Origin of the sequence: Paenibacillus phytorum (assembly GCF_013141715.1) — a bacterium.
GTDB classification, from domain to species: Bacteria; Bacillota; Bacilli; order Paenibacillales; family NBRC-103111; genus Paenibacillus_E; species Paenibacillus_E phytorum.
The window spans coordinates 14,965-41,255 of sequence record NZ_WHOA01000172.1 but is presented as its reverse complement, the minus strand read 5'-3'; the positions used below and the strand labels follow the sequence as shown (position 1 = coordinate 41,255).

Here is a 26,291-nt window from a genome sequence, read left to right as displayed (position 1 = left end):
CCCCTTTTTAAATATATATACTTGAAGACCCGCAGCCCGTTGCTGTGGGTCTCTTTTTTTGCGTCGCGAAAACGCGATATCCGCGCCTATGGAGCCACACTCGCCCATCACTACGCTCGAATAAGCTCAATTCCGCTGCCAAGGCACCGAAACCGAGGTAAACCGCCTTCGTTACCGTATTCCTTGGAGCTGTCACCTTAGGAAAATGAACCTAGTTTAAGTAAGGTGACAGGGTATTTGTTAAGAAAAGACAGCAGAGCAAAACGTGTCTATTTGCAAGTAAGCGGTGGCAGGATACGATGATATCGCCGGCACAACAGCAGGCTCACATTTGGAAAGGGTGAACACAACATGGAGGAAAGAGTGACCGGCTTACATAAGAAGTTAAGCCAGCGGAAGCCAATTCCAACCAAGCCGATTCCGTCCACATTCCGAGGCCGCTTGATACGGGATCGACATTTGTATCTGATGCTTCTGCCTGTGATCGGATTTTATCTATTATTTAAATATGCTCCGATGGCCGGCGAGATTATTGCCTTCAAGGACTACCGATTCGCCGACGGCATCTTCGGCAGTAAGTGGGTAGGGTCTAAGCACTTCATAAGCTTGTTCCAAAGCATCGATTTCTGGAGAGTACTAAGAAATACGCTGCTGCTCAATGTGTACAGCCTTGTTTTTGGATTTCCGGTGCCCATACTACTCGCGCTTCTGCTTAATGAAGTACGCAAGGAATGGTACAAACGGACCGTTCAGAATCTGCTCTACTTGCCCCATTTCATCTCATGGGTTGTTCTTGGGGGTATCTTCATTGCTATGCTCTCACCAAGCACGGGTGTTGTCAATTTGGTGCTGACGAAGGTGTTTGGTATCGAGCCTATTTATTTCATGGCTAGCTCCGGCTGGTGGCCTGTTGCTTACACCTTATCAGGCATATGGCGGGAAGCGGGTTGGGGCACGATTCTTTATCTGGCTGCAATGGCCTCGATTGATCCGCAGCTATATGAGGCAGCCAAGATGGACGGCGCATCGAAGCTGCGCCAGATTTGGCATATTACTTTACCCGGCATTCGCAGCACAATTGCTATATTGCTCGTTCTCCGCATGGGGCACATGATGGATGTGGGGCTTGAGCAGACACTGGTCCTCCAGAATATGTCCGTCCTGGATGTTGCGGATGTAATTAGTACATACGTGTACCGTGTCGGTTTGCAGAATATGAACTACAGCTATACGACGGCCTTAGGGTTGTTCCAATCCGCAGTTGGCCTGATACTGGTCGTAGGCGTAAACAGATTGACTCGAGCGTTCGGAGAACGGGGGTTATGGTAAGCGATGCAAAGTTTATATAAAAAGCAATCCCTTTTATCCCGTCTTGGTACGTCAGCTAATTATGCGATACTCGGCTTTCTTTCGTTAATTGCCTTATACCCGTTCTGGTATGAAGTCGTATCGTCCTTCAGCAGCAGCAGGGCTATTACAGCGGGTGAGGTGACATTGTGGCCGGTCGAATTCAACGCGGAGGCCTATAAGCGTCTTTTCCAGGATGGACAGCTCTTTGTAGCGATGTGGAATACGGTGCTAGTAACCATAGTCGGCACAGCGCTCAATATGACACTTACTTTACTGGCTGCATATCCGCTTTCCAGACGAAGACTGATGGGGCGTAATGGGCTGCTCATTTTCATCACCTTCACCATGTTGTTCGTTTCGGGCGTAATCCCGAATTTTATACTAGTTAAATCCTTAGGACTTATGGATACCTATTGGGCGTTGTGGCTTCCCTCATTAATTAGTACGTACAACATGTTTGTGATGAAAACGTTCATGGAAGGCTTGCCGGAGGAAGTGGAGGAATCAGCATCTATTGACGGCGCAGGTGACTGGCGAATTCTGCTTCAAATCATTTTACCGTTATGCAAACCGATCATAGCTGCCATTTCACTCTTTTATGCCGTAGGTTGGTGGAATTCATACTTCAATGTATTGCTGTACGTTACCAAAACAACCAAGCAAACCTTAACGCTCAAGCTCTATCAAATGATCCTGCAGGTGGATCAGAATCTACTGGATCATGCATCCGGTAGCGAGGGTGTAGCGGAGATGACGCTTACTCCCGAAGGGATTAAAGCGGCGGCGATTGTCATTGCAGTCACACCAATTCTGATCGTGTACCCGTTCTTGCAGAAGCATTTTGTCAAAGGCGTCTTGATTGGATCGGTCAAAGGCTGATATCTCGGGGCAAATAGTCCTTGATATATACCACACAATATTTAGGGGGATGGAACCATTGAAAATGACTAAACATGCGTGGAAACCAGTTCTTGCAGCAAGTATGTCTTTAGCAGTACTAGCCGCTTGCAGTACTAATACGACTACAGAGGGTGGCAGTTCAGCAAAGCCTCAAGGAAGTGCAGCTGCTACAGCAACAGCGGCCGGTCCGAAGAAAGAGATCAGCATTTCCGCTTTTGATCGTGGGACAGTAGCCGCTGAGGAAGGCAGCTACGAGAGCAACCGTTGGACAAAGTTTATGAATGAAAATTCGCCGGCTAAGGTAACCTGGGTGCCAGTACCTCGTGCACAAGCTCAACAAAAGCTGAGTACCCTAGTGGCTTCCGGGAGCGCACCTGATCTCATTTGGGAGTATGACCGCAACTATATTGCGCAACTGGCCAACCAAGGTGCTATACAACCGGTAGACGGTTTCATCGAGAAATATAGCACGACTATGAAAAAGTATCTGCAGGAGCATCCGGAGCTCAAATCAGCGTCAACGATTAACGGCAAAATGTATGCGGTCACCAGCAGTCGAAGCATAGATGGAATTGCCAACCATGGGATGTGGATTCGTCAGGATTGGTTGGATAAGCTGGGCTTGAAGGCGCCAACGACAACGGAAGAATTGATCGAGGTAGCCAAGAAATTTAAGGAAGCAGATCCGGACGGTAATGGTAAAGCAGATACAGTGCCTATTGTGTTTAATGGCAACGGTGTGCAAATCATTAGAGCTCTCTTTTTCGTGAATGAGAATCAATGGTATTTGGAAGAGGGCAAGCTTAAGTTTGGCAGAACGTTGGATCGTTACAAGGATTCTGTTGCCTATCAGAAAACACTATTCGATCAAGGCTTGCTAGATAAGGAGTATATCACGGATAGCAACTTCCAACGCGCTCGACAAATGTGGACGACTGGCAAAGCAGGTATTTATTTTGGTTCATGGAATATGCAAAACGAATATATGGATCTTAAGAAAAATGTACCTGATGCCAAAATGGTTCCTTTAGAGCCAGTGGCCAGCAAGTATGGGAAAAATGGTCTGTATCAAGAGCTTCCGGCGAATATTCTGGTAGCCTTTAACAGTAAAATGAAAGAGGATAAAATCGAATCCGCTGTTAAATTCCTCGATTGGATGATGGATAAAGGGGATATGGCGATGAAATATGGCGAGGAGAATGTCCATTACAAGTTAATTGACGGTAAGATCCCGCAAGTCATCGATGCTGACAAATCTCGTAAGGAAGTTGGCTACGCTGCTGAGTATGCGATTGTAACTGATTATAGCCTAAAATCCGACTGGTTCCCGATCATGGCTGCTCAGGATCCGCTCTCCCAGGAATATGCCAAATTGAAGACACAGTCACTGGATGTGGCACTCAAAAACAAATACCGCAGAGACATAGCCTTTAGCCCGGATATTCCGGAAGTAAGCCAACTGATCGCCACATTCCATCCGATTGCTACGCAAATCGAGGTGAAAGCCGTAACTGGAGGCAGTGCATCAACCCCAGAGGCTGCTATGGAAGAGTCGCGTAAAGAGTGGAAGCGCCTTGGTGGAGACAATGTGGAGAAGCTTGCACAAGAGTGGTATGAGAAGAATAAAGAGTTCTTGAAATAATCAGTGCACGCCCAATATATATAACTGAATTTACGGGAAGGCGGCTTGCTTGCGTAGGCTGACCTTCCCGTCGTTCTATAAACCCAATTGGAAGGATTGTTCAGCATGAGCATAAATGAGACTATTCTTGATCACAAAGCACTTTTGATAAAAGCAATCAAAGCCAAAGAAAGTGAGTATGATTCTCAGGTTTGTATGCTTCGTCGTCCTTTTCATAGCCCGGGGTATCATACCACGCTTACGGCGAAGGATCACCCAACCACTCATCCGACTTATCTATCGCTGCTCTATGCGGTTGGCTTGCTAAATACGGAAATGAAGGAATATGAACAGAGGGCCTATGATATCATTGGCCGCTTGTTATCTTTGCAGGATCGCAATCCGCTAAGTGATACCTATGGGATATGGCCTTGGTTTTATGAAGAGCCGCTTACACAGATGGCTCCTCCTGATTGGAACTGGGCAGACTTTTGCGGCAAGGAGCTCTTGCTTGTGGTATTGCGCCACGGCCATAAGCTACCTGAAGCGCTGAAAGATCAGATCCAAGAATCAGTAAGCTTTGCATGCGACGCTATCATCAAACGGAATGTAGGACCGCACTATACGAATATTGCGATTATGGGGGCATTTGTGACCTTGATCGCCGGTGAGGTGTATGATCGGAAGGATTATGCTGATTATGGGCTGGAAAGGCTAGAGAAGCTGCTGCAATATACAGCCAATCTAGGGACCTTCCAAGAATTCAACAGTCCTACCTATTCTGTTATTGCCATTGTAGAGCTGTCTAAAATTCGTGAGTATTCCCTCAACTCTCGCGCGAAGGACATAACTGCTGAATTGTTAGACATGGTCTGGCGAATGGTGGTGGAGCATTATCATCCGGTCTCCCAGCAATGGGCTGGTCCGCACAGCCGCAGCTACAGTACCTTACTGACGAATAAGGCCAAATCCTTCCTGCAAGTCGCTACCGATAACAAGCTGGTTTTCTTTGCCTCTGACGATTTGGATTATGATGCAGAGTGGTTTGGCAGCGGTATCCAATGTCCGGAACAATATGTTGAGCAATTTACCCGAGTAGAGGTACGTGATCTTAGGCAGCCTTATTATCGAAATGAGGAGACCGGATTCGTGAAATGGGCGGAGACTTACATAACGCCGCAATATGCGATCGGAGTGTTTAGGAAAGAGATCATGTGGAATCAAACAAGAGGGATGGTTGCTTATTTCGATAATGGCGGGCAGCCGACCTATCTGCAAATGCGCTGCTTACACGATGGGTACGATTATTGCTCGGCTGTTCTCAGTGTTGCAGCGAGCCGCAACCATCTGCTGTTAGGCGTAAACTTTCTGACGAACGGCGGGGATACACACCCGAATTTGGATCGTATTCAAGGCCGTATAGAGGCAACAGATTTCCGGATTCGGATGGAATTTGGCGGTTGCTTGGAGCGTATGAGTATTGAGCAGGAAGGCGCTGTGACGAAAGTGCAGATCAATGGACTGCCACTGCGCTTCGAAAGCTTATATGCAGCCTTTGAGGGTACTGGAGAGAACCAACCGCGCTTCGGTGACAAAAGCGTATCCTCCGCTACCGCCGGTTGGAACTGGGAATGGAGCAAACAGGGAGACACCTATGGACTGGATCTGGTTATTTACACAGGTGAGAGGCAAACAATAGACTTCCAAGCTATGGACAAAGCTGCGTTTTTATTCTCGTTAGCTATAGGTGACTCGGTAGAGGAATTGCCTCTGATTGTCATTGAAGAAGAAGCTGAGCAAGTGATTGCAAGGCATGCTGACAATCGTGCGGACGGTTCGCAGCAACAGCTGTCTATCTCCTTGAAGCCGAATGACAAACATCCGAACTAAGGAAACAAAAAAAAGGAGCTCGCCAATTAAATGGCGGTCTCCTTCCTTTTTTCAAGCATTTCTGAGAGCAGCATTAGCACTAGCCCCTGTCCATAAAGCGTTGGATAACACGGAATTGTGTTATAAGCTTCAATCGTTGGCATAACAGGTGTTCCACCCGACACGCCGGTTACTTCCCCGCTAGGCAGAACTTTTGATAGAATAGATTCAGCAGCACGATAGGCTGCCTCTTTGCTGGATGGGTCGAGCAAACCGCGTTTCACGGCTAGTAAAATACCACAAGCGATACCGGCGCTGCCTGAAGTCTCCGGATAGTAATCAGGTTGATCCATAACAGTGGCCCATAGGCCATCTGCTTGTTGATAACGGATGAGCCCTTGCATCATAGCACGGTAGCGCTCTAAAGTTTCTTCGGGCACCTGGGCGAGGCCCTCGATTTCTTGCAGGATCATTGGCGTTGCGACTGCGATCCATGCGTTAGCTCTCGTCCAGCGCGCAGCGGACATATGATCCTGAGCGATGCAGTTCCAACCGTGGAACAGCACACCCGATCTGTCGTCCTGAAGCAGTCGCAAGTGGAGGTCAAGCTGGTTGACAGCTTCCTGGGCATAGGCGGTTTCACCGGTAAGGCGGGCAAGACGCGCTAGGAACAGATCAGCCATGAAGATCGTGTCCGCCCATACCTGCTCGGGGAAGCTGGCATTTTCGGTGACGGTATGCTCAAACGCGCCTTCCCTTGTACGGGGAGCCTCAGTTAGCATCCACTTCCCAATGCGCTCGGCAGTTTCCAGAAAGACGGGGTCTTTCGTGTGACTGTAAAGAGCAGGAAATATGGCGAAGGGAGCCATGGAGTTAATAACCTTCAGATGCTCCGATTTATGCAGGTTTTGGCATGCCCATGAGGTCAGATGATTCAGGATCTCCGGTTTTTGAATGCTTTCATAATAGGCCAGTATCGATATAACGCCAACACCGGGCACCCAGTCCCAGTGATCAATATCCAACCCCCAATTCCCCGAATGATCAGATAGCATGTAACCATAAATTTGACTAGCGGTTTGTTCTAGATGAGCAGATGCAAGTGTAGTTGGCATTGTTGTATTCCTCCTTGAAAGAGTAGTAGCATACGTTCACTATACTATGCAGGATGACCGTGAGGCTTGGCGTATGCTCTTATTGACTTGGGGTATTGTCTACGAAATAGAACGGAAGGAAGTGAAAAGCTGTGAGCTGGGTGAAATCGGAAAACTTAGAACTGGTGGATCAGCCAAATGTCATTGAAGCGGCAATAGATGAGTGGACGAATCTGACACTCTCTGCCTTTCCCGTTCATTGCTTGTATCGAACAACGAGCTTGTACCAGCGCAGCTTCCATTCACACAGCGGATTTGAATTGTATTTATGTATACAAGGCAGCGGCACATACATTGCCGGTGAACGGATTCATACATTAGGTCCGGGAAGCTTCACGGTTGTAAGGCCTATGGCCATGCATAGATCTCGCCCGGATATGGACGTTCCTTTTCATCGCTATGTTCTTGCCGTGGAGAAAAGCTATCTGGAAGGTTTGTACGAGCGAGATATGCAGATAGCTTCATGGATCGAGCAGTGGCTTCCAGGGCCTGGCAGCGACTCCCTTCATGTCCAATTAAATGCCCGCCAATTGCTGGGCTTGCAGGAAACGCTTAGTCAACTGGAGCGGGAAATCAGGGAACAACAGCCAGGATATCCCCTTGCTGTGAAAGGGCTCATGCTGCATATGTTCACACAGCTAGGCCGTTATCAGACGGATATAAGCATTGTCCAGCCGGGATCGGGAGAACGGAAGAGGGTCGTCGAAAGCATACTGAGCTATATGATGGAGCACTACCAGGAGTCCTTGCGTATAGAGGATTTGTGCGGACAGTTTCACCTTTCGCGATCGTATCTTTGTAGAATTTTCAAACAGGATACAGGGGTCTCCGTCAATGAGTTTCTGATTGCCTATCGCATTAACAAAGCAAAGGAGTACTTACAAGGGAGCGATCTGCCCATTACGGAAGTTGCAGCTTCTGTAGGGTTTCAGGATATTTCCCACTTTTGCCATACGTTCAAGCGATTGACGGAGTTGACACCAAGTGGTTATCGGAACCTGCACCATTCAATTTAATTCGTACATCAACCGGCATGCTAGGGCAAGAGAGTTCTCTTGTCTGGGCATGTTTTTTTTTCATTTGGGGAAGTGACCTATTGGCGGATCAAGTTACATCTTTTAAGACAGTATTATTGAGGCCGTTAAATTGCACTCTTACATCGTTGGATCGAAAGAAATGCGACGTCCGACAAAAACTGTCTATTGTGATTTCAACTGCATTTGATAAGGTTAGTCTCATCATACAATGGAACCCAAGATTTGGGTGGAGGTGAGAGGAAGTGTGACGTCATTGTAGGCAATAAAGCGATTATCTAAGTCAAGCTATTCATTAGGAGAAGGGAGTTCTGTAATGTTAAAAAAAATAGGTCCCATCATCTTAGCAATGTTATTGTTTATTCAAACCATAGGTATGGCATCGACTGATGCGCCTATCGCGCATGCGGCCGAGTCGGATGTACCAAAGCTGCTAAGTGCTAATACATTAGGCCAGTTGTTTCCGGAAAATACACCGGTCATTGATACCGGAGCCATATATGATTGGCAGCAGGAAGGAATATATGCTACCAATGGCGGGCTTTTAGCTGCAGATCCTGGCGATGCGGCCAAAATGACAGACGGTTCTGTAAGCGTTGTCACATCAACCTACAGTCAATCAGGAGCAGCTTACGGAACGCTGGTCTATGACCTGCAGACCGTATACAGGGTATCCGCTTTGCAGGTTTGGTCCGAATTCTCGGCTGCAAGCGGCTTGAAGCAGGTCGAGATTTATGCAAGCATCGACGGTGTGAATTACAACCGCGTTGCAGTTACCGAAAGTACATACGGGGATGACGCAGGTATCGTTCCTGTGACAAGCAGCATTAAACCTGTCCCTTATGCCAGATATGTAAAGGTCATCCTGCACAAAAATCCGGCTAAGCTCATGATGAGCATAGGAGAAGTGGCGATATGGGGGAACACTGCGGAAGCGCCGGCGATTCTAAGTAATAACCAGTTAAAAGCTGGCGGTTACTATGCCACAGGGATGCCAAAGCTGGATACAAAGGCAACCTATAAATGGAGCACCGAACAGCCTTTTGTGACTCAAGCTGGTTTAATGACGAGCGACAATGAAGTCGGCGCGAAGAATGATGGCAGCGTCAGCGGCTTGCCTGATCTAATCGACGGTTCGAGTACGGAGGAAACGGCTGATACGATAGCCAGTATGGCTGCAGGCTCCCAAGGAAAATACGGAACGGTAACTTTTACGTTAAATGATATGTATCAGATTGGGAATATCGATGTGTGGTCCAAAGCGGAGAGCGCTAATTTCATGGACGGCTATGAGGTTCTGTTAAGCGTCGATAACGTCAATTATTTCTCAAGCGGATACACCGCGAATCCGAACAGCCGATATGCAAATAGCATGGTTAATACACCTTCCTACGGTATCCCCGGCAAGCATGCGAAATATGTAAGAATCGTCATGCACAATGCCAACGACTCTGACCGGTTGATTGCAGGGGAGATCGCTATCTGGGGCTGGAAGCTGTATGATGTGACGCTTGCCAAGAAAGACAGCCCGGATCAGGTCGACTTCACGACCTATGTGAAAAATTACAACACGCTATATCTGGATTGGTCTGCGTATAATGCGGTAGTCAACAAGGTCAACAAATACAGCATCTACATTCGGAAGAGCGACTTTACGACAACAAATGGGCTATCCGCTCATGTGACGGCCGACAACGGATCTGTCGAACAGAAGGGGAAATTACTGCTTGTTTCTTCTTTGGAACCAGAGACGACTTATTACATCGCAGTAACTCCGACGAGCACCGTCTCGGGTGAACGAAAGGATGTCAGTACGGTCAAAATAACGACACCTAGCGTTCTCGGAGGGGAGAAGGCCGGGGACATTTTTGCTATTAACGATACGCCTTATGGCGGAGGCAACTATGTGCAGCACGGGAGTAAAGAGGATGAAAACATCATCCGCAAGCTTATTCTGACAAGAGGTATCGAAGGAATTAACTTCAACCGTTGGTGGATTCATGATTCTTGGGTCAAAACGTTCTCCAATAAATACGGGGTTGGGTTCCATACTTTTTACCACGGACCTCAAGATGTCCCGATGGAAAACAAACAAGGAACCTGGTCCTTCTCCACGGTTAATGAGCCTGACTTAAAGGGCACAAATCCTTCCGCACTGGCCTTGCAATTTAAGCAAAACCACGAGAGCCTGAAGGCGGTGGATAGCCGAAATTTACTGGTCGAGCCTGCTCTTGGCGGAACTGAACCAGCAAGTATGACTTGGCTTGAGAACTTATATAAATCAGACGGGCAAAATGGGGCTTTAGTGAAAACCTATTTTGACGTGCTTGATGTACACCCCTATGTGAAAAACCATGAAGGCAGCTTGCCTGGACTCATTCCAGGCGCGCCGGAAATGCTGATTAAGAAAATTGAAGACATACAAGCGCTGAAAACCAAATATGGCGATCAGGCGAAGCCGATTATCTTCACGGAGCTAGGATGGAGCACCTATACCGGAAGCAGCTATCTTCGTCCGGTGAACCCAATCACACAGCGCAATTATTTGGCTAGAGCTTATATGCATGCGATTGCTGGCGGGATAAAGAGAATGCATTGGTACGATTTCCAGGACGACGGACTCGATGCGACTAATCTAGAGCATAATCTGGGACTCATCGACTGGAACGGCATTCCGAAGCCAAGCTATTATGCTTACTATACGATGTCTAAGGTACTGAAAGACGCCAAATACGTAAGAGCCCAGCCTAATGTCGAACACCCATATTATGGGTATGAATACTGGCATGAAGGCAAGAACCAATATATTACGTCACTCTGGGCGGCGGATGAATCGACCAAAACAGCGACCTTCAAAACGAAGGACACAGGGCTTACCGTTGTGGGTATTGACGGAAGCTATACCTATTTGCCAGTCAGCGATGGAAGCGCAAGCTTAACGATTAATGGCGCACCTGTGTTTATTTACTCCAGCACGGGCGTGGAGATTTCGTCCATTGATGATTCCTTTGTGTTAAAGACTCCCTCGGTGGATGTTAGACGTGGAGAGGTTATCCACACTGCGATCAACCGATTCGGGATGGGTGCGGAGTTGGACGGAAGGTTGGAGCTAATCGGTCCATCCGATGAATGGAAGCTGGAAGGTGACGTGAACTTTACAGCGGGAACGACTGCCATTCCGATTGCTATTCCCGTTCCGCTTAACGCGGAAGAGAAGGTCCAGGAGCTTACGCTCCAAGTGATCTCGGGTACTTCGCTGATCTCGTCCGTGAAATTAAAGGCCAATGTGCTGGAAACAATCAAAGTCCGCATGGTGCCTGAGATTGCTGTACCCGGGCAATGGGATCAATGGAATGCAGCAATTTATGTGGAGAATGCGACTGAGGACAAAGAGCTTAACGGCACGATAAGCGTTACCGAGGCTGTGTATTTGGTCTTAGGACAAAGCGGCCAGATTGCTTTCAATGGGCTCTTACCCGGGGAAATTAAGAAAATAACGATTCCGATCACCGAGCTTCCGGAGAAAGCGAGAGCCAAGTTAAAACTCATGGTTGAGCTGGATAGCGGATTTACGAAGATCGTGGAGAGACCGTTTAACTTTATTGCAGCTGTGAACGACCAGACGGCGCCGATCATAGATGGCAAGCTGTTAGAGGCAAGCTGGCATAATGGCATGCCTATCGTCATCAACCGATCGGATCAAAATAAGAACATCGCCAATTGGGGCGGTGAGCAGGATTTAAGCGGCAAGGGCTATCTGAAGTGGGACCGCAGTCATCTCTACTTTGGTATGGAAGTTCAAGATAATATCCATGTTCAAAAAGGAACTGGCGGCGACATGTGGCAGGGGGATAGCATACAGTTCTCTATTGATACGGGAAGAGTTAACGGCATTGGCAGCGCGGAAAACAACGAGTTCGGTATCGCACTAGGAGAACAAGGCCCGATGGTCTGGAGATGGTTGTCAGCTAACGGTAAACCGACAGGGGAGATGACGTCTGTGCAAGCGGTGGTTAATCGCAGCGACATCGCCACCACCTACGAGCTTGCGATTCCGTGGTCGGAGCTGCTGCCTGAAGGCCAATCGCCACAGGACAAAGACATCTTCGGGTTTTCCATGTTGATTAATGAGAATGACGGAACTACCCGACGCGGTTGGCTTGAATACATGAGCGGGATTGGTTCCAGCAAAAATACGCAGTTGTTTGAAGATGTGATTTTCACCGAAATCGCTGCGCCCGAAGTGCGGGTAACAGGGGTTACGCTGGACCAAATGACTGCATCATTGAATCTGGGAGAAACGACCGTCCTGAACGCGACGATCCTTCCTGGAGACTCAACTAACAAACAAGTTCGCTTTACATCGAGTGATCCAGCGGTGGCAAGCGTTGTGCAAGGGGTCTATGGTCTGCAAGCAACCGTAACTGGTGTGTCAGCAGGTACGGCAACGATTACCGTGACGACAGACGATGGTGGCTATACGGCGAAAAGTACGGTGACAATCAAGGCACCTGTAACAGACGGTGAGGTGCAAGTAACAGGGGTTACCATGAACCGCTCGACCGTAACTATGAAAGAGGGTCAAGCGATATCCCTGAACGCAAAAGTCCAACCAAGCAATTCAAGCAACAGGAAGGTCCACTTCACATCGAGCAATCCGGCCGTTGTAAGTGTTACGCAAGAGGTCAACAAGCTGCATGCAACCATTACTGGAGTATCAGCAGGTTCGGCAACGATTACCGTGACGACAGACGATGGCAGTTATACGGCGAGCAGTATAGTGACCGTCATGGCACGTTCAAATGGTGATGACATGCCTTCTGAAGCGGCCGCTGACGAAGCTGTTCCGATCCTGTACGCCACATTCCAGAGAGGAGCTTTGCCATGAGATTTATGAAAAAGAGCTGTGCTCTTGTCGTTGCATTTGCCTTTCTGCTCGGCTTCGTTTCCGTTGTTATCCCTTTGGAAAGTCAACCTGTTCAGGCGGCAAACGGCGAGAAGGTACTAAGCGGAAATGCGATCGGAGGAACACTCTTCCCTGAGGGTACAGCTGCTATTGCTACGGGAGCGTCCTATACCTGGTTGACAGAAGGGATCCATGCGACGGATCCGGCTCTAATCGCTTCGGATGACACCGGTGCGCCGGATATGACCGATGGCAGTAACGGCCCTGACGATAACACGAGCAGCACAACGGGGAGCGCGGAAGGCTCTGCCGCATATGGAACGCTTATATACGACTTGAAATCCGTCTATAAGGTATCATCGGTGAAGGTATGGGCGGACACGGACAATAACAGTCAGATGAGGAATTTCGAGGTGTACGCCAGCTTCGACGGAGTGACTTACAATCGGGTCGGGGCAACGGACAATGTGAATCCACCAGGCTCAGGTTTTGATCCCGTTACGCTTGCTGTCAAGCCCGCCGTTTATGCCCAATATATCAAAGTCATTATGCACAAGGATCCGGCCAAGCAAGTCATGAGGCTAGGTGAAGTGGCCGTATATGGCGATACTCTGGAGCAGATGGCTATTTTGAGCAATAACTATTTAAGGTCTTCCGGCTATTTTTATAATACATCCCTTCCCAAGATTGCGACTGGCGCATCCTACGAGTGGTTGACTGATTACCCGTTCGTTACAGATGGAGATTTAATCAAATACGATAACGATAGCTCCAAGAATGACACCGTAGGGGGAGCGCCGGACTTAATCGACGGTTCTAGCAAAGAATCCGATGCGGCATCTACGACCAACTCAATCTGGGGTTCAAAAGGGAAGTTCGGCACGGTTGTTTTCAACTTGAACGATGTGTATCAAATCGGAAAAATCGATGTATGGACATTGGCATCAGGAGGCAACAAGTTCATGGACGGGTATGAGGTTCTCGTTAGTACTGACGGCGTTAACTATTCGTCTCTCGGTTATACGCCTAATGAGAGCAGCCGCACAGCGAACGTGATCGTGAATACGCCGGGCTACGGTGTTCCGAGCAAGCATGCGAAATACGTCAAAATTATTATGCATAATGCGAATAATTCGGAGATCTTAACGGTCGGAGAAGTGGCGATCTGGGGCTGGAAGCTGTACGACCCTGCGCTTCCGAAGAATCCGACGCCGGATCAAGTTGAGTTTACTGCGGAGCTCAAAAATTACAGCACGCTATATCTGGACTGGTCCAGCTATAACAACGTCGTCAACAATGTAAACAAATACGGCGTATATATCGAGACATCTCCTTTTGCGAGTACGGCAGGGTTGACGCCGAAGTTCACGGCGGAGGCCAAGTCCCTCGAGCAGGTCGGCAAATACTTATCGTATTTCGCCCTGAAGCCGGAGACCACCTATTATGTAGCCGTAACTCCCTTCCATTCGACCGGTGGAGAGAGGAAAGATGTTGAGACGTTGAAAATGACCACGCCATCTGTTCTTGGAGGGGAGAAGGTCGGAGATATATTTGCCATCAACGATGCTCCTTACGGTGGAGGAAACTATGTGCACCATGGCGAGACGGAAGATGTGTTCTTGATGAACAAATTACGACTGCTAAGGGATCTCGGGGGAATCAACAAAAACAGGTGGTGGGATCACAGCAGCGCGATGAAGACGCTGTACGGCAAAAGCGGACTAAATTTCCACTACTTTTATCATGGACCGGGCTTTGTTCAGTCCGATAATAATAGGGGCGCCTATACGTTCTCGACTTATAATGAACCTGATCTTGCCAAAAGAGATCCGGCTGCCGCAGCGGCCGCCCTCAAGGCAAACCATGACAGCTTGAAAGCGGTCAGCAGCAAGAGCTTGCTTGTAGAACCTGCTCTCGCCGGCCTTGATCGATTAAAAGCGGATGAGGGATTGAATTGGCTGGATGCTTTGTATAATTCCGATGGACAGAATGGCGCCTTGGTGAAAACGTATTTCGATGTCATGGATGTCCATCCTTACGTCAAATATGAGTATCCTGCTGTTCCAGGGCTGGAACAAGGCGCACCTGAAAAGCTGCTCCAATCGTTCCAAGAACTGAAAACCGTCATGGCCAGCCATGGTGATGGAGAAAAGCCGATCGTAGTTACCGAGCTAGGTTGGAGCACCTATACAGGCGGAAGCTACTTGAAAACGGTGGATCGATCAACCCAAAGAAATTATTTGGCCAGAGCATACATGCACGCCATCGCAAACGGAATCCGAACGATGCACTGGTATGATTTTGCTGATGACGGCACGGAGACCAACAATTTGGAGCATAACCTCGGTCTGATCGACTGGAACGGTAAACCGAAGGAGAGCTACTATGGTTACTACACGTTGATTAGGGTGCTTAAGGATTCGAAGTATTTGGGCACGGTATCAAATATAGCCAATCCCTATTATGGTTATCAATTCTGGGATGAGAATAAGAACAAGTACATCACAGCTTTATGGGATGCGAGCTGGAAAACGACAAGCAGTTCTTCCCGAACGGCTCAAATTGCGACATCTGATCCAGGTGTGACGATTGTTGGAATTGATGGGAGCTACAAATATATGGCTGCTGTATCAGGAGTTGTAAGCGTGCCTTTGACCGGAGCACCTGTGTTCATCTACTCCCTCGCCGGCGTTACTGTAAATTCCATCAACTGATAGGAAGACCAGATTTCCCCTCCCGGACAGCCGTGTTAATGGTACAATAGAAATCAAAACAATGCGCCGAAGCGGAGGTCCATCATGAGAACCAGCATATCCGGAAAAGCCATGATGATTTATGGTATCGTATTCCTTTTCATCATCGCCCTGACCTTCTGGTTGTCCTATACAGGCACTGTGGGCAGGCTGCAGAAGGACTTGCAGGATGCTAATCTTGCACTGTTGAAACAGGTTGATTCCAAGATCGAGGCTGCCTTTCGCCAGACGGAGAAGGATCTGCTCTCCATGGCGGAAGGGCTGGAATTTGTTTATTTTATGAATAACAGCTACAGTGATGACGGTCACAGATATAGCATTTACTATACTTTGACGAACAGATTGAGGGAATTTATTTCAAATAATCCGAATTATTCCTCAGTCTTTGCGTACTCACATATCAGTGGAGACTTAATGACAGAGGAAACCTATTTAAAGCAAGCTTCGTCAGAGTTCAATTGGTTGGCCCAGTACCTGGATATGCCTGAATATTTTAAGTGGCTATCGACTCAGAAGGTATGGGATGGCCATGAGACCCAAGATGTGATTACCTTGGTCCGCAGCTTTCCTAGCCTCAGCAGTCCTGGCTTCAGGAAGGGTCTAATGGCTATTAGCATCAAAGAGGCTCAGTTGTCTCAGATGATTAAAGCGATCTACGAGGATGGTCACGCTGGTCAATTTTTCATTCTGGATGCGGAAGGGAATGTCGTCACTCATGACGATAAGAACCAGCTTTACCGCAATATGAAGTCGCTGCCGTATATACAGACGATATTAAGAGATCCAGACAGCGGTTCCTTCAACGTGAAGCTGGACGGGATTCAGGAGTCAGTTTTTTACCGGACGAGCGGATATACAGGCTGGAAATTTGTCAGCATAATGCCGGAGTCCACGGTATTTGAGCCGATTAAGGTTACACGCAATCTGCTGCTCACATTTGCCGTCGTGATGTTCTTTTTGGCATTGGCTGCATTATTTTATGTGAATCGCTGGACCTTTAAGCCGCTAGATCGCTTGGCAGGTAAGCTGTCCGGTGTGAACAAGCGTAGAGGGCAAGGCGCAGAGAGTATAGGACTCAGAAACCTGGAGCATATATTCGATGAAATGGTTACGGACCGCGAGCAATTGGAGCAGCATGTCAGGGATTCGAAGCCTATGCTCAAGTGGAAGATTATGATGGATGTATTGAACGGCAATCGTTCTGATTTCCATGCGATGTATCATCATTTAGAATTTTTGGGGATTCACATGTATTCGGAGCGCTTTATCGTGTGTACGGCAGAGATTGGCAAGGAAGGTGAACAGCTTGCTCCGCGGGACGAAACGTTGTACACCTATATGTTCTGTAATGTCGCGGAGGAGCTGATCCGAACTGAACATGCAGGCTTAGCCATCGATCTGGGGGGAGGCCGAGCGGCTGTTCTTCTCAGCTTCGCAGAAGGTGATCCGGAGCAAAATCATTTGAGAACATTAGTCATACTTGAACTCATCCTTGATATCATGAAGAAGCAGTTTGGTTTAACGGTAACGGTCGGAGTCGGCAAATGCCGGATGGAGATGAAAGAGATACCGAGCTCCTTCGATGAATCACAGAAGGCGCTTCATTATAAGATGATCTTCGGTAAGCATTCGGTCATATCGGTAGACGACTTGCAGCCGCCGGACCGACAGGATTATTACAAACTTAGCCGAATGATCGATCCGGTGATGGAAGCCATGAGGCAAACAGATCGCGTCAAGATGCTCACTTACTTATCGGATACATTCCGTGAAGCAGTTGCGAGCAATCTTCCTCCGGAGCTGATCAGGCAGCTGTGCTACGACCTTGTGATGAAATCTTTGCAAACCGTCAAAGCCATTGGGATTGAGCCGGAAATATCGATGGGTCCCCTAAGCAGCTTTTATGACCGGATTGGGAAATGCGAGAACTGGAAAGATGCGGAGCGGCTAGTCGGAGATACTCTCGAGGGCTTGGCTTCACAAATTGAGGAAAAGCGCAATCAACGCGGGAAAAATGAGACGATCGAGCGAATGCTGGACTATATCCGAGAGCATTATCAGGAGTATGATCTGTCCTTAGACCGGTTGGCCGAAATGTTTCATCTCACTCCGCCTTACATTAGCAGACTGTTTAAGGATCACACGGAAAGCAATTTTATTGATTACATGATCGAGATTCGCATTAAAGCGGCAATGGAACTTTTGAAAGATAAGTCCATTAAAGTTAATGACGTTTCGGGAGCAGTCGGATATGCAAATACGAGAAGCTTTCTGCGCACCTTCAAAAAATATACAGGCTTAACGCCAACGGAGTATCGGGAACACATGTCGAAGCCTGTTCCGTCGTAAGTCGCAAATAACGGGTATCACCTGCCGTCTGGCTGGGATACCCGTTTGTTTATGCGCGTTTGGAACGCCTTAGTACAACAATTAATGCCAGGATTAGAAAGATAAGCGGTAATGCCGCGGTGCTCATACCTTGACCAGATCGAACATGTGTTAGCATAGCGCCAGCCATTATAATTACAATAATGCCAGCGGAGTAGAACGCGATGCGCGGCTTCCAGAAGCCGATAACTAGCCCGATTCCAGCTAATAATTCAATAACTCCAACGACATACATGGCATTTAGACCATATCCATAGGCTTCTGTAAAAGCTTCCACCTGCATGGGATTTGTGGATAATTTCATAAAGCCAAACATTAAGAACGCGACTGCCAGCACACATTGAAATATGCGAGTCGTCCATTTCATGTTAAAAAGAGACCGAAAGATAGCTGAGCGAGCCGACTTCATAGCTGCGATGAATCACTTGAACAGGACGTTCTGGGTCCCCGCTGCCCATTGTAATAAAGAGTGGAATGAAATGCTCTGGTCTTGGCACAGCCATACGAGCATTCGGTGCTAAAGCAGCGTAGTCGAACAGCGCCTCCAGGTTCTGCGTTTGCATGTTCTGGATGAGCCATTCGTCGAAATCAACAGCCCAAGCGTCTGGCTCTTTGGCATCCCAATTAAGTGCTCGCAAGTTATGCACAGTAGCACCGCTTCCAATAATCAGAATATCCTCTTGATCGAGGCCGCGCAGTGCTTCGCCAATGCGATACTGCTCCGCAGGCGGCAAGTACGGGTTGACGGACACTTGAATGACTGGACATTCTGGCGTTGGAAACATCCGCAATAGCGGAACCCAAGAGCCGTGGTCAAGCCCGCGCTGCGAATCCAAATTCACAGGAATGTCTTTCGCCGTGAAACGGTCAGCGATCATTCGAGCCAGTTCCACATCCCCTTTGGCAGGGTATTTGATTTGAAACAGTTCATCCGGGAAGCCGCGGAAATCGTAGATGGTGTCATATACGTCATTAGTGGACGAAATAGTGAGAACCTCTGTTTCCCAATGAGCCGTGAAGATGACAATAGCTTTCGGTGAAAGCTTCTTGCCATAGTCGAGCAGGAATTGCGTGCAAGCTGTATCTTGAATAGCCATCATGGGAGATCCGTGTCCTACAAATATGGGTGATATCATGATAAAAACACTCCTTTAAATTACTTTTTATATTACTTAAATTCACTTAGTTACTTTATGTAACTGATATTACGTCAAAATCTTAGTTTCGTCAAGTAACTAAATTACTTTTTGTAACCTTGTATATCCGTGTCAACTTACTCTATAATAAATAGACATATAGAGGTGATAAACATGGAACGCAACCTATTGTGTCCTCGTTTCGAAAAAGCTGTAGAAATCCTCAGCAAGCGCTGGACATCGCTTATCGTTTTTCAATTACTATCAGGCCCGCAGCGGTTCATAAATATCGATCAGGCACTTCCGAATTTGAGCGGCAAAGTATTGTCGGAGCGACTGAAGGAGCTTGAGCATGAAGGTATCGTTAAGAGGGTAGTATTCCCAGAAAGTCCCGTCCGTATCGAATATTCACTTACGGACAAGGGGCTGGCATTGGCGCCGATTTTCGGTGAGATTGCTAAGTGGTCGCAAGAGTGGCTGCCTGTTCAGGAGTAGGTTGTGAAAAAGGTCATCTAACCTGTGAAAGCAGCAGGGTAGATGACCTTTTCGAGTAAGCACGTGGTTCATTAGGCGAATGAGGTAACTGAAGTTGCTTATTTTTCTTAATAGCCCCGGTTATGAGTGTATAAGCAAGTTAGGCATGCTTATAGTTGGCTAATACACCCTGGAAGTCTCGTTTATTAGCTAATAAGCATGTCCTGAGGTCTTATGTGACGAGATGCACTAATATTAGAATGAATAAGCAAGCTGAACTTGCTTACTTATTTCTTGCTAAACTGCTTTTCGTAGAAGGCTCGGTTAGTTCCGATTTGTAATGCCCCCTAAAGTAAAGAAAAAACCGCTCATCTCCTATGGAGAGAGCGGTCTGTATACTTTATCTTGTTATTCGTGTTTCGTAGGATCGACCAATTCCAAAGCGGATAAAGCATTTCCGCCTTCCTCATCGTCCGATTCAACGAACCGTTTGAGTACATTTAACTTGTTTTCCCAATATCGTTCATAATAGGATAGCCAACGCTTCAACTCCATAAGCGGTTCCGCCTCCAGCCTGTATCGGGTCTCGCGGCCGACTTTGCGTTCTTTCACCAACCCGGCATCAGCCAAAATGCGAAGATGCTTGGATACCGCGGTGCGGCTCATCGGGAAATGGCCGGAGATAACCGTAACGGGCATCTCTTGCTCGCCGAGCAGCTTCAACACCTGACGGCGGGTCGGATCGGCGATCGCTTGAAAGACGTCATGCTTCTGCGAGGGGACTGCCATCTTAAGCCTCGACGTGAGCAGCCAGTTTCTTCGCCAGACCAACCCAGCCCATCGACATCGTCTCGCGAACAACCGCGTGAGGTTGACCGAATTCCGTAACTTTTTCTGCATCCCAACCGGAGTGAGTGAGGGTGAATTCCGTTTTGCCTTCTAAATCAGTCAATTCGAAAGTCAGAGACCAATCCTTGCCCCAAGCGAAAGTCAAACGGTTCGGCGGGTCCAGCTCGGTTACTTTACAAGGGGATTTGCCAAAAGGTCCTGCTTCCAAATGAAATTCATAGCCAACCTCTGGCTTGAAATCATTTGGCATGAGCCAAGCCGCGATGCCATCAGAAGTCGCTACAGCATTCCAAACCTTTTGAATCGGTGCGTTAAATACTAGTGTTTGCTTGATATCCGGCAATGTGCCTTGAGTCTGATTTTCCATAAATAAGAAGCCTCCAATGATTAATTTATTAGGATTTCGTTTTTACTTTACTCTTATGACGCAATCGCAGGGCTGACCATTTATCGTCCACCGCGACATTGCTTACAAGACAGGTGCCTGAAGAACGAGAGCTCGTCCTTGCTTGTAGCGCAGCTTCTTCAGCAATTCGTCCTGCATCGTAAGTCATTCCTTCCCGTATGTCCTTTTCGTATTGTGTCCAAAAGATTAGGTTTTTCAAAGGCATTACAATACGAAACCAAATGGTTACACAAAGGATTATACGAAACCTTTTGGTTTCATGTCAAGGGGGTCGTTAGGTAACAATTCTGACTTGAAGTGTCTGTTCTCTTTTTCAACAGCTCTGAAATCATGGTATAGTTATGAAAAACATAGAGTGGAACAAAGGAGAACGATATGATACGTTTTGCTGTTATTGGAACCAACTGGATTACGGAAGAATTCATTCATGCTGCCCGCGAGACGGGGGAGTTCGACTTAACTGCCGTATACTCGCGTACGGAGGAGAAAGCTGCGGAATTCGCTCAGAAATTTGAGGTTTCTCATATCTATACAAGCCTAGAAACGTTTGCGCAAAGTAAGGAATTCGATGCGGTTTATATTGCGAGTCCAAACTCGCTTCACGCTGAATACGCGATACTCTGTATGAATCATGGCAAGCATGTTATCTGCGAAAAGCCTGCGGCATCCAATACCGCTGAGCTCTCAGCGATGATAAAGGCTGCACAAACGAATAAAGTGGTGTTCATGGAAGCTCTCAAGTCCACGCTGCTTCCTAATTTCAAGGCGATTCAAGACAATTTACATAAGCTGGGGAAAATCCGGCGTTATTTTGCGAGCTATTGCCAATATTCCTCTAGGTATGATGCTTATAAGCAGGGAACGATACTGAATGCGTTTAATCCCATTTTTTCCAATGGCTCGCTTATGGATCTAGGCGTCTATTGTATTTATCCGTTGGCGGTGCTTTTTGGTGCTCCTGAACGTGTACAAGCAAGCGGAGTTCTGTTGGAATCGGGAGTCGATGGCGAGGGCAGCTTGCTTCTAAGCTACAAAGAGATGGATGCGGTTATCATGCACTCCAAAATTTCGAGCTCCTATCTACCTGCAGAGATTCAGGGTGAGAATGCGACGATGGTCATCGATAAAATCAACACGCCAGAAAAAGTTGAAATCCGTTACCGAGATGGCTCTGTGGAAAACCTGACGCGGGAGCAAGCTGTAAGAACGATGCGCTATGAAGCGGAAGAATTTATTCGGCTTATTAAAAGCGGAACATTGGAGTCCACGACGAACTCACATGCGAATTCAAGCATTGCTATGGCTATTATGGATGAGGCTAGAAAGCAGATGGGGCTTGTTTTTCCTGCTGACCGTAAAAAAGATAATATCCAATAGGCGAAGGGTTTTGAACTTTTCTTGCAAATGAATCAAGGCGTGCCGTCACATCATTCTACCAATTAGCTTGAGTAGAATAACGGTTTCGCTGTCCATTTGGGCAAGAGTGGCTATCAAGGTTGAGTAAGTTCGATACAGGCGAACGAAGTTGTATTTTGTACAACATTAAGCAAGATAATCGGCGTTATCGCGGCAACTGTTGTAGAAAATACAACATATTCTCCCGAAAGTAGCTCAATCGGGTGAAATGCGGAAAAAAAGTTGTACGATATACAACATCGGAGGCTTGTTGAGAAGAAACCGCCGGAATTGTTGTACGTTGTACAACTTTTGCCTATTTAAGCCGGGGTATGACTGCCACATAGAAAACAAAATTACTCACAGGCCCTTTTTTCACCAGATAAGAATTTATATGATTTGGGGTGAGCGAAGCTTACCCCTTATTTATTTGAGTTGGGAGAAAGGTCGAAATACCTCAACTTGAGGGATTTGATTGGATTATATCCAATGATGTCTCATGACATCGGCACTTAGGGTTAGTTCCATTGGATTTATACAGTGGAATATGTGGAAATAGCTCAGAAGAGCTGGTTTAGAGCATTTTGTTGGACTAACTCCATTGGAAGGGGGCGTATAAGGTGAATGAGCCTGATTTCATTGTATTTTATCCAATGGAGCAAAGGGAAATTGAAGGAGAGCTATCTCGTGGACGGGATCGCGGTGTATGTGAAGCGCCTTGGGCCGTATGCCAAGGTACAGATGATAGAGGTGCCCGATGAGAAGGCACCGCAGAACTTGAGACCTGCTGAGGAACAGCAAGTGCGTGTGATGGAGGGCGAGCAGTTGGCCTTCGTAATCGGCGGCTCGCTGGAACTATCAAGCGAGCTGCTGCGCCGTGCGGATACGCGGCTGTCTTTTGGCCGCATGACGCTGCCGCACAAGCTGCTGTAATCAGCAATCAGCAATATAAACACGCCACTGCTAGTCATTTCAGACATTTACCGTTCGGGCTCTAATCTAGCTGTATATTCATTAGCTGTTGTGAATAGCTTGGCCTGAGTACAGGGGACAATTTACACTTACTCTGATGCTGCCATACTCCCGACACAATCCGAAGCTATATTAAGAGTGTAGCAACTGCACATCATATGGCAGAAGCACAAAACACTCTAGGAGGAATTTAACATGAAGAAAAAACTAACAATCGCTGCACTTATACTTGCTGTATCTGCTGTCGGAGGATCTGCATACGCTGCAAGCGACACTACGATTGGTGGAACGATTAAATCGAGTATAGCTAGTGTATCAGCAACACTTTCACCAACATCATCATCTAAAACAATCAGTGCTGATGAAGCAGCGAAGTTGGGTGACAGCACGAGCTTTGAAAAAATGGCTAAAGAGAAAGGTATTACGTTAGAGGAATTGTTCGCTCAGCTTGAAAAGGAAGGTAAGATAACTAAAACGGTTTCTTCAACTGAACCTGGAAAAGCTACAGGCACTAGCGAGTCAACTATGGCTAGCCAACTAACTGCAAGCACACAATCCAGTGAAGCTGTCAGCCTAGAAAAAATGGCAAAAGAGCAAGGCGTCACGGTAGATGAACTGCGCGCTAAGATTAAAGAAGAAGGAAAGCACATGGAAGTTGGAAAATTAACAGATTCGAGTCAAGCAGTAAAAAGCAATAAGTAACATATAGAGAGCAGTTAGAGCTGTCCCCAAGTAATCTTCCATTCCGGAGTGCTTGTGGGACAGCTCTGTTGTTCGAAAGAATACATATTGGTTAGAATAATACGGTAAAGCATGGTTAGGAAAGGAAGGGTTATTTCCTTGAAGCGAGTATTGTTAATTGAAGATGAGCTACCGATCGCAAGCGTACTTCAAGCCTATTTGGAAAAAGACAATTATGAAGTAAAGTGGAATTCGGGTGAGGGCGAAATCGATGTGATGGAGCAGTTTCTCAGTTGGAGACCCGATCTCGTATTGTTAGATCTTATGCTTCCGAATGATCAGAACGGAATTGAAATTTTGCACCAAATTAGGGAACTAGGAAGCTGTCCTGTCATTATACTTACGGCACGCGGCGATGTACCAGACCGTCTCCAAGGGTTTGGCCAAGGGGCGGACGACTATATTGCCAAGCCATTCGATCCCCAGGAAGTTATGGCCCGCATTCAAGCGGTACTTCGCCGCTCCGTCTACATGACAGATTCGGATATTGTGCGGATCGGCAGCTTGGTTGTTTACGTGAGCACTCGAACGGTTACAGTCGGAAATGAGCAGATTTCTCTGCTTCCCCGCGATTATCAGCTGCTTCAATTTCTAGTGGAGCATCCCAATCAATGTTTTGAACGCGATCATTTACTTAATGAGGTGTGGGGAATCGACTTTGAAGGTGGTGATCGTTCTGTAGATACCGCCATTAAACGGCTGCGCAAAAGTCTTTATCAATGGCCTGCACACGAGGGGGAAATTGATACGATTAGAGGAATGGGGTACAGTTTACGTGTTTACTAAGCATCTGCGCAAGTCTACTCAAAACAATGTGAATGCTCAACCACAAGCTGCCTTTGTTTCCTTGGTACGATATTGGACCTGGCGTTATGTGATGATTCTTCTTGTCATGCTGACGGGCATCGGTTTGTTTGGCATGTACTGGATTCGAATGAGCACGGAGGAGCAGCAGTTTCAATTACTTGAGGCGAGGTCTGCAATGATGAGCGATTCAGTTAGTAAAATAGATGAGCTTCTGCAGTTAAAACCTACCGTCTCAACTTCATCTTTAAATAATTTAGAAAAAACGCCAACAGCCCTCATAACGTCAGAAAATTCCCCATTACAAGGATCCGTCCCTTCGATCCCCTCAGAACTCGTTCCTTCAATTCCAGATGGGTATCAATTTCAAATATTTAATACTTCAGGCGAGATGATTTACTTCTTTAGTCATGCATACGCAGAAGTAGGAGCTTACCTCGAATCCCCGCCCCGACAAAAGGAAGTTCTTTCAGGTAAAAAGATTCGTGAGCAGGTCGATATACAGTCAGGAAAGTGGCTGCGTGTTGGTGTGCCCTTCTATACAAACAATCAAATTTCAGGAACACTCTACATGACCGCCCCATATAACCGGGGTCGTTTGCCCCAAATATACGGTCTCATTGTGCTAGCTTTTGGACTTATTTCCTTATGCGGCTGGGCTGTCGTATTCGTGTTGTCCCGTTCTCTCACAAGACCACTTATTCAACTGGCCCGTGCTGCCAAACAGATTTCTTCAGGCAATTATCAGCCGCATTTGCCTGATTCGAACCTCATTAAGGAAGGTGAAATTAGCGGGTTGGTTCAATCTTTTCACGAAATGACTGGACGTCTAGACCAACTTGAACGTATGCGTACCGATCTGCTTGCCGGAGTTTCACATGAGCTGCGTACGCCGGTCACCTCAATCCGCGGTATGCTTCAAGCGATTCAGGACGGCGTAGTCACAGGCAGCAAAGCCAATGAGTTTATAAATATTGGGTTAAATGAAGCAAAGCGGATGCATGTGATGGTGAACGATCTGCTTAATTTTTCTTCCATGGAGTCAGGTGCGATTCACGCTGATAAGTCTCAGGTCTTACTTGAGCCGTTAATAGAGGAGATTATTCAGCAGTTCCATACCATTCAAGCATCTGCATCCGTTCAAATGGAGCTTGATGTGCTACCTTCCGATTTGGTATGTATCTGTGATCGATCGCATTTGAAGCAAATTATTCTCAACTTGCTAAGCAACAGCGCGGCAGCTGCGGCAACGCGCATCGAGATTACTGCAAGATCGACTGAATCAATGCTCACTATCGATATTTCTGACAATGGCAAAGGGATCGCTCCCGATGAAGTCCCATTTATTTTCGAACGCTACTACAGAGGAAACAGTCGCCGCAAGAAAAAGCAAGGACTAGGTCTCGGATTGCCGATTTGCCGGCTGCTTGCTGAAGTAAATGGGGGAACAATCGAGCTGCTGCAAACGGCTTCGATAGGTACCGTATTCCAGGTTAAATTCGAAAACTTAAGGCTCGAACAGCTTGTTTAAGAGCTGAT

Annotated in this window: 18 protein-coding genes and 1 pseudogene; 14 read left to right on the top strand and 5 right to left on the bottom strand. The window is 47.2% G+C overall.

Annotated features, from left to right (window positions below; translation table 11 throughout):
- Nucleotides 1-351: 351 nt before the first annotated feature.
- The 4 genes from GC098_RS25590 to GC098_RS25575 all read left to right on the top strand — a co-directional run bounded on the left by GC098_RS25590 (nucleotide 352) and on the right by GC098_RS25575 (nucleotide 5,761).
- Nucleotides 352-1,329 (top strand): ABC transporter permease, encoded by a 978-nt coding sequence (locus tag GC098_RS25590; protein WP_171646043.1) that lies wholly within the window; start codon nucleotides 352-354, stop codon nucleotides 1,327-1,329.
- Between the two features lie 3 nt (nucleotides 1,330-1,332).
- The gene (locus GC098_RS25585; RefSeq protein WP_171646042.1) at nucleotides 1,333-2,229 is read left to right on the top strand and encodes a carbohydrate ABC transporter permease; all 897 of its coding nucleotides are present in this window, start codon (nucleotides 1,333-1,335) and stop codon (nucleotides 2,227-2,229) included.
- 64 nt (nucleotides 2,230-2,293) lie between these two features.
- Complete coding sequence (locus GC098_RS25580; RefSeq protein WP_171646059.1) at nucleotides 2,294-3,892, top strand: extracellular solute-binding protein; 1,599 nt, start codon at nucleotides 2,294-2,296, stop codon at nucleotides 3,890-3,892.
- A 105-nt stretch (nucleotides 3,893-3,997) separates the two neighbouring features.
- Nucleotides 3,998-5,761 (top strand): DUF8769 domain-containing protein, encoded by a 1,764-nt coding sequence (locus GC098_RS25575; protein WP_171646041.1) that lies wholly within the window; start codon nucleotides 3,998-4,000, stop codon nucleotides 5,759-5,761.
- 26 nt (nucleotides 5,762-5,787) lie between these two features.
- Here GC098_RS25575 and GC098_RS25570 read toward each other — a convergent pair whose 3' ends face one another.
- Nucleotides 5,788-6,855 (bottom strand): glycoside hydrolase family 88/105 protein, encoded by a 1,068-nt coding sequence (locus tag GC098_RS25570; RefSeq protein WP_171646040.1) that lies wholly within the window; start codon nucleotides 6,853-6,855, stop codon nucleotides 5,788-5,790.
- A 131-nt stretch (nucleotides 6,856-6,986) separates the two neighbouring features.
- Here GC098_RS25570 and GC098_RS25565 point away from each other — a divergent pair, with 131 nt between their 5' ends.
- The 4 genes from GC098_RS25565 to GC098_RS25550 all read left to right on the top strand — a co-directional run bounded on the left by GC098_RS25565 (nucleotide 6,987) and on the right by GC098_RS25550 (nucleotide 17,936).
- Nucleotides 6,987-7,910, top strand: a complete 924-nt coding sequence (locus GC098_RS25565; RefSeq protein ID WP_171646039.1) for an AraC family transcriptional regulator — start codon at nucleotides 6,987-6,989, stop codon at nucleotides 7,908-7,910.
- Nucleotides 7,911-8,244: 334 nt separating this feature from the next.
- Nucleotides 8,245-12,816: an Ig-like domain-containing protein gene (locus GC098_RS25560; protein WP_171646038.1), complete on the top strand. Its 4,572-nt coding sequence runs from the start codon at nucleotides 8,245-8,247 to the stop codon at nucleotides 12,814-12,816.
- Complete coding sequence (locus GC098_RS25555) at nucleotides 12,813-15,548, top strand: discoidin domain-containing protein (protein WP_171646037.1); 2,736 nt, start codon at nucleotides 12,813-12,815, stop codon at nucleotides 15,546-15,548. Before GC098_RS25560 ends, GC098_RS25555 begins: the two co-directional genes overlap by 4 nt.
- An 84-nt stretch (nucleotides 15,549-15,632) precedes the next feature.
- Nucleotides 15,633-17,936, top strand: coding sequence for a helix-turn-helix domain-containing protein (locus tag GC098_RS25550; protein ID WP_171646036.1), 2,304 nt, complete (start codon nucleotides 15,633-15,635; stop codon nucleotides 17,934-17,936).
- Nucleotides 17,937-17,985: 49 nt separating this feature from the next.
- Here GC098_RS25550 and GC098_RS25545 read toward each other — a convergent pair whose 3' ends face one another.
- Nucleotides 17,986-18,342, bottom strand: a complete 357-nt coding sequence (locus tag GC098_RS25545) for a DoxX family protein (protein WP_171646035.1) — start codon at nucleotides 18,340-18,342, stop codon at nucleotides 17,986-17,988.
- 1 nt (nucleotide 18,343) lies between these two features.
- Nucleotides 18,344-19,111 carry a DODA-type extradiol aromatic ring-opening family dioxygenase gene (locus GC098_RS25540; RefSeq protein ID WP_171646034.1) on the bottom strand — a complete coding sequence of 256 codons (768 nt, stop codon included), beginning with the start codon at nucleotides 19,109-19,111 and terminating at the stop codon, nucleotides 18,344-18,346.
- 174 nt (nucleotides 19,112-19,285) lie between these two features.
- On the opposite strand from GC098_RS25540, the gene catR reads away from it, so the two are divergent.
- Nucleotides 19,286-19,606, top strand: coding sequence for a catDE operon transcriptional regulator CatR (gene catR / locus GC098_RS25535; protein ID WP_171646033.1), 321 nt, complete (start codon nucleotides 19,286-19,288; stop codon nucleotides 19,604-19,606).
- A gap of 387 nt (nucleotides 19,607-19,993) precedes the next feature.
- Here catR and GC098_RS25530 read toward each other — a convergent pair whose 3' ends face one another.
- Together GC098_RS25530 and GC098_RS25525 are read right to left on the bottom strand one after the other, a co-directional pair.
- Entirely contained in the window at nucleotides 19,994-20,374 is a 381-nt protein-coding gene (locus GC098_RS25530; RefSeq protein ID WP_171646032.1) for an ArsR/SmtB family transcription factor, read from the bottom strand.
- Between the two features lies 1 nt (nucleotide 20,375).
- Nucleotides 20,376-20,801, bottom strand: a complete 426-nt coding sequence (locus GC098_RS25525; protein ID WP_171646031.1) for an SRPBCC family protein — start codon at nucleotides 20,799-20,801, stop codon at nucleotides 20,376-20,378.
- Nucleotides 20,802-21,215: 414 nt separating this feature from the next.
- Here GC098_RS25525 and GC098_RS25515 point away from each other — a divergent pair, with 414 nt between their 5' ends.
- From GC098_RS25515 to GC098_RS25495, 5 genes and pseudogenes are all read left to right on the top strand, one after another.
- Entirely contained in the window at nucleotides 21,216-22,217 is a 1,002-nt protein-coding gene (locus GC098_RS25515; RefSeq protein WP_171646030.1) for a Gfo/Idh/MocA family protein, read from the top strand.
- Nucleotides 22,218-22,859: 642 nt separating this feature from the next.
- Nucleotides 22,860-23,165: pseudogene (locus tag GC098_RS25510) on the top strand (23S rRNA (pseudouridine(1915)-N(3))-methyltransferase RlmH); the annotation flags it as partial.
- A gap of 237 nt (nucleotides 23,166-23,402) precedes the next feature.
- A complete protein-coding gene (locus GC098_RS25505) occupies nucleotides 23,403-23,909 on the top strand; it encodes a hypothetical protein (RefSeq protein WP_171646028.1) in 507 nt (168 codons plus the stop codon).
- Nucleotides 23,910-24,047: 138 nt separating this feature from the next.
- A complete protein-coding gene (locus GC098_RS25500) occupies nucleotides 24,048-24,734 on the top strand; it encodes a response regulator transcription factor (RefSeq protein ID WP_171646027.1) in 687 nt (228 codons plus the stop codon).
- Entirely contained in the window at nucleotides 24,724-26,283 is a 1,560-nt protein-coding gene (locus GC098_RS25495; protein ID WP_312880338.1) for an ATP-binding protein, read from the top strand. Before GC098_RS25500 ends, GC098_RS25495 begins: the two co-directional genes overlap by 11 nt.
- Nucleotides 26,284-26,291 lie beyond the last annotated feature (8 nt).

Bases quoted from the DNA above. Each gene is read 5' to 3' on its own strand.
- GC098_RS25590 (WP_171646043.1), top strand. From the start codon at position 352: ATGGAGGAAAGAGTGACCGGCTTACATAAGAAGTTAAGCCAGCGGAAG.
- GC098_RS25585 (WP_171646042.1), top strand. From the start codon at position 1,333: ATGCAAAGTTTATATAAAAAGCAATCCCTTTTATCCCGTCTTGGTACG.
- GC098_RS25580 (WP_171646059.1), top strand. From the start codon at position 2,294: ATGACTAAACATGCGTGGAAACCAGTTCTTGCAGCAAGTATGTCTTTA.
- GC098_RS25575 (WP_171646041.1), top strand. From the start codon at position 3,998: ATGAGCATAAATGAGACTATTCTTGATCACAAAGCACTTTTGATAAAA.
- GC098_RS25570 (WP_171646040.1), bottom strand. From the start codon at position 6,855: ATGCCAACTACACTTGCATCTGCTCATCTAGAACAAACCGCTAGTCAA.
- GC098_RS25560 (WP_171646038.1), top strand. From the start codon at position 8,245: ATGTTAAAAAAAATAGGTCCCATCATCTTAGCAATGTTATTGTTTATT.
- GC098_RS25555 (WP_171646037.1), top strand. From the start codon at position 12,813: ATGAGATTTATGAAAAAGAGCTGTGCTCTTGTCGTTGCATTTGCCTTT.
- GC098_RS25550 (WP_171646036.1), top strand. From the start codon at position 15,633: ATGAGAACCAGCATATCCGGAAAAGCCATGATGATTTATGGTATCGTA.
- GC098_RS25545 (WP_171646035.1), bottom strand. From the start codon at position 18,342: ATGAAATGGACGACTCGCATATTTCAATGTGTGCTGGCAGTCGCGTTC.
- GC098_RS25540 (WP_171646034.1), bottom strand. From the start codon at position 19,111: ATGATATCACCCATATTTGTAGGACACGGATCTCCCATGATGGCTATT.
- catR (WP_171646033.1), top strand. From the start codon at position 19,286: ATGGAACGCAACCTATTGTGTCCTCGTTTCGAAAAAGCTGTAGAAATC.
- GC098_RS25530 (WP_171646032.1), bottom strand. From the start codon at position 20,374: ATGGCAGTCCCCTCGCAGAAGCATGACGTCTTTCAAGCGATCGCCGAT.
- GC098_RS25525 (WP_171646031.1), bottom strand. From the start codon at position 20,801: ATGGAAAATCAGACTCAAGGCACATTGCCGGATATCAAGCAAACACTA.
- GC098_RS25515 (WP_171646030.1), top strand. From the start codon at position 21,216: ATGATACGTTTTGCTGTTATTGGAACCAACTGGATTACGGAAGAATTC.
- GC098_RS25505 (WP_171646028.1), top strand. From the start codon at position 23,403: ATGAAGAAAAAACTAACAATCGCTGCACTTATACTTGCTGTATCTGCT.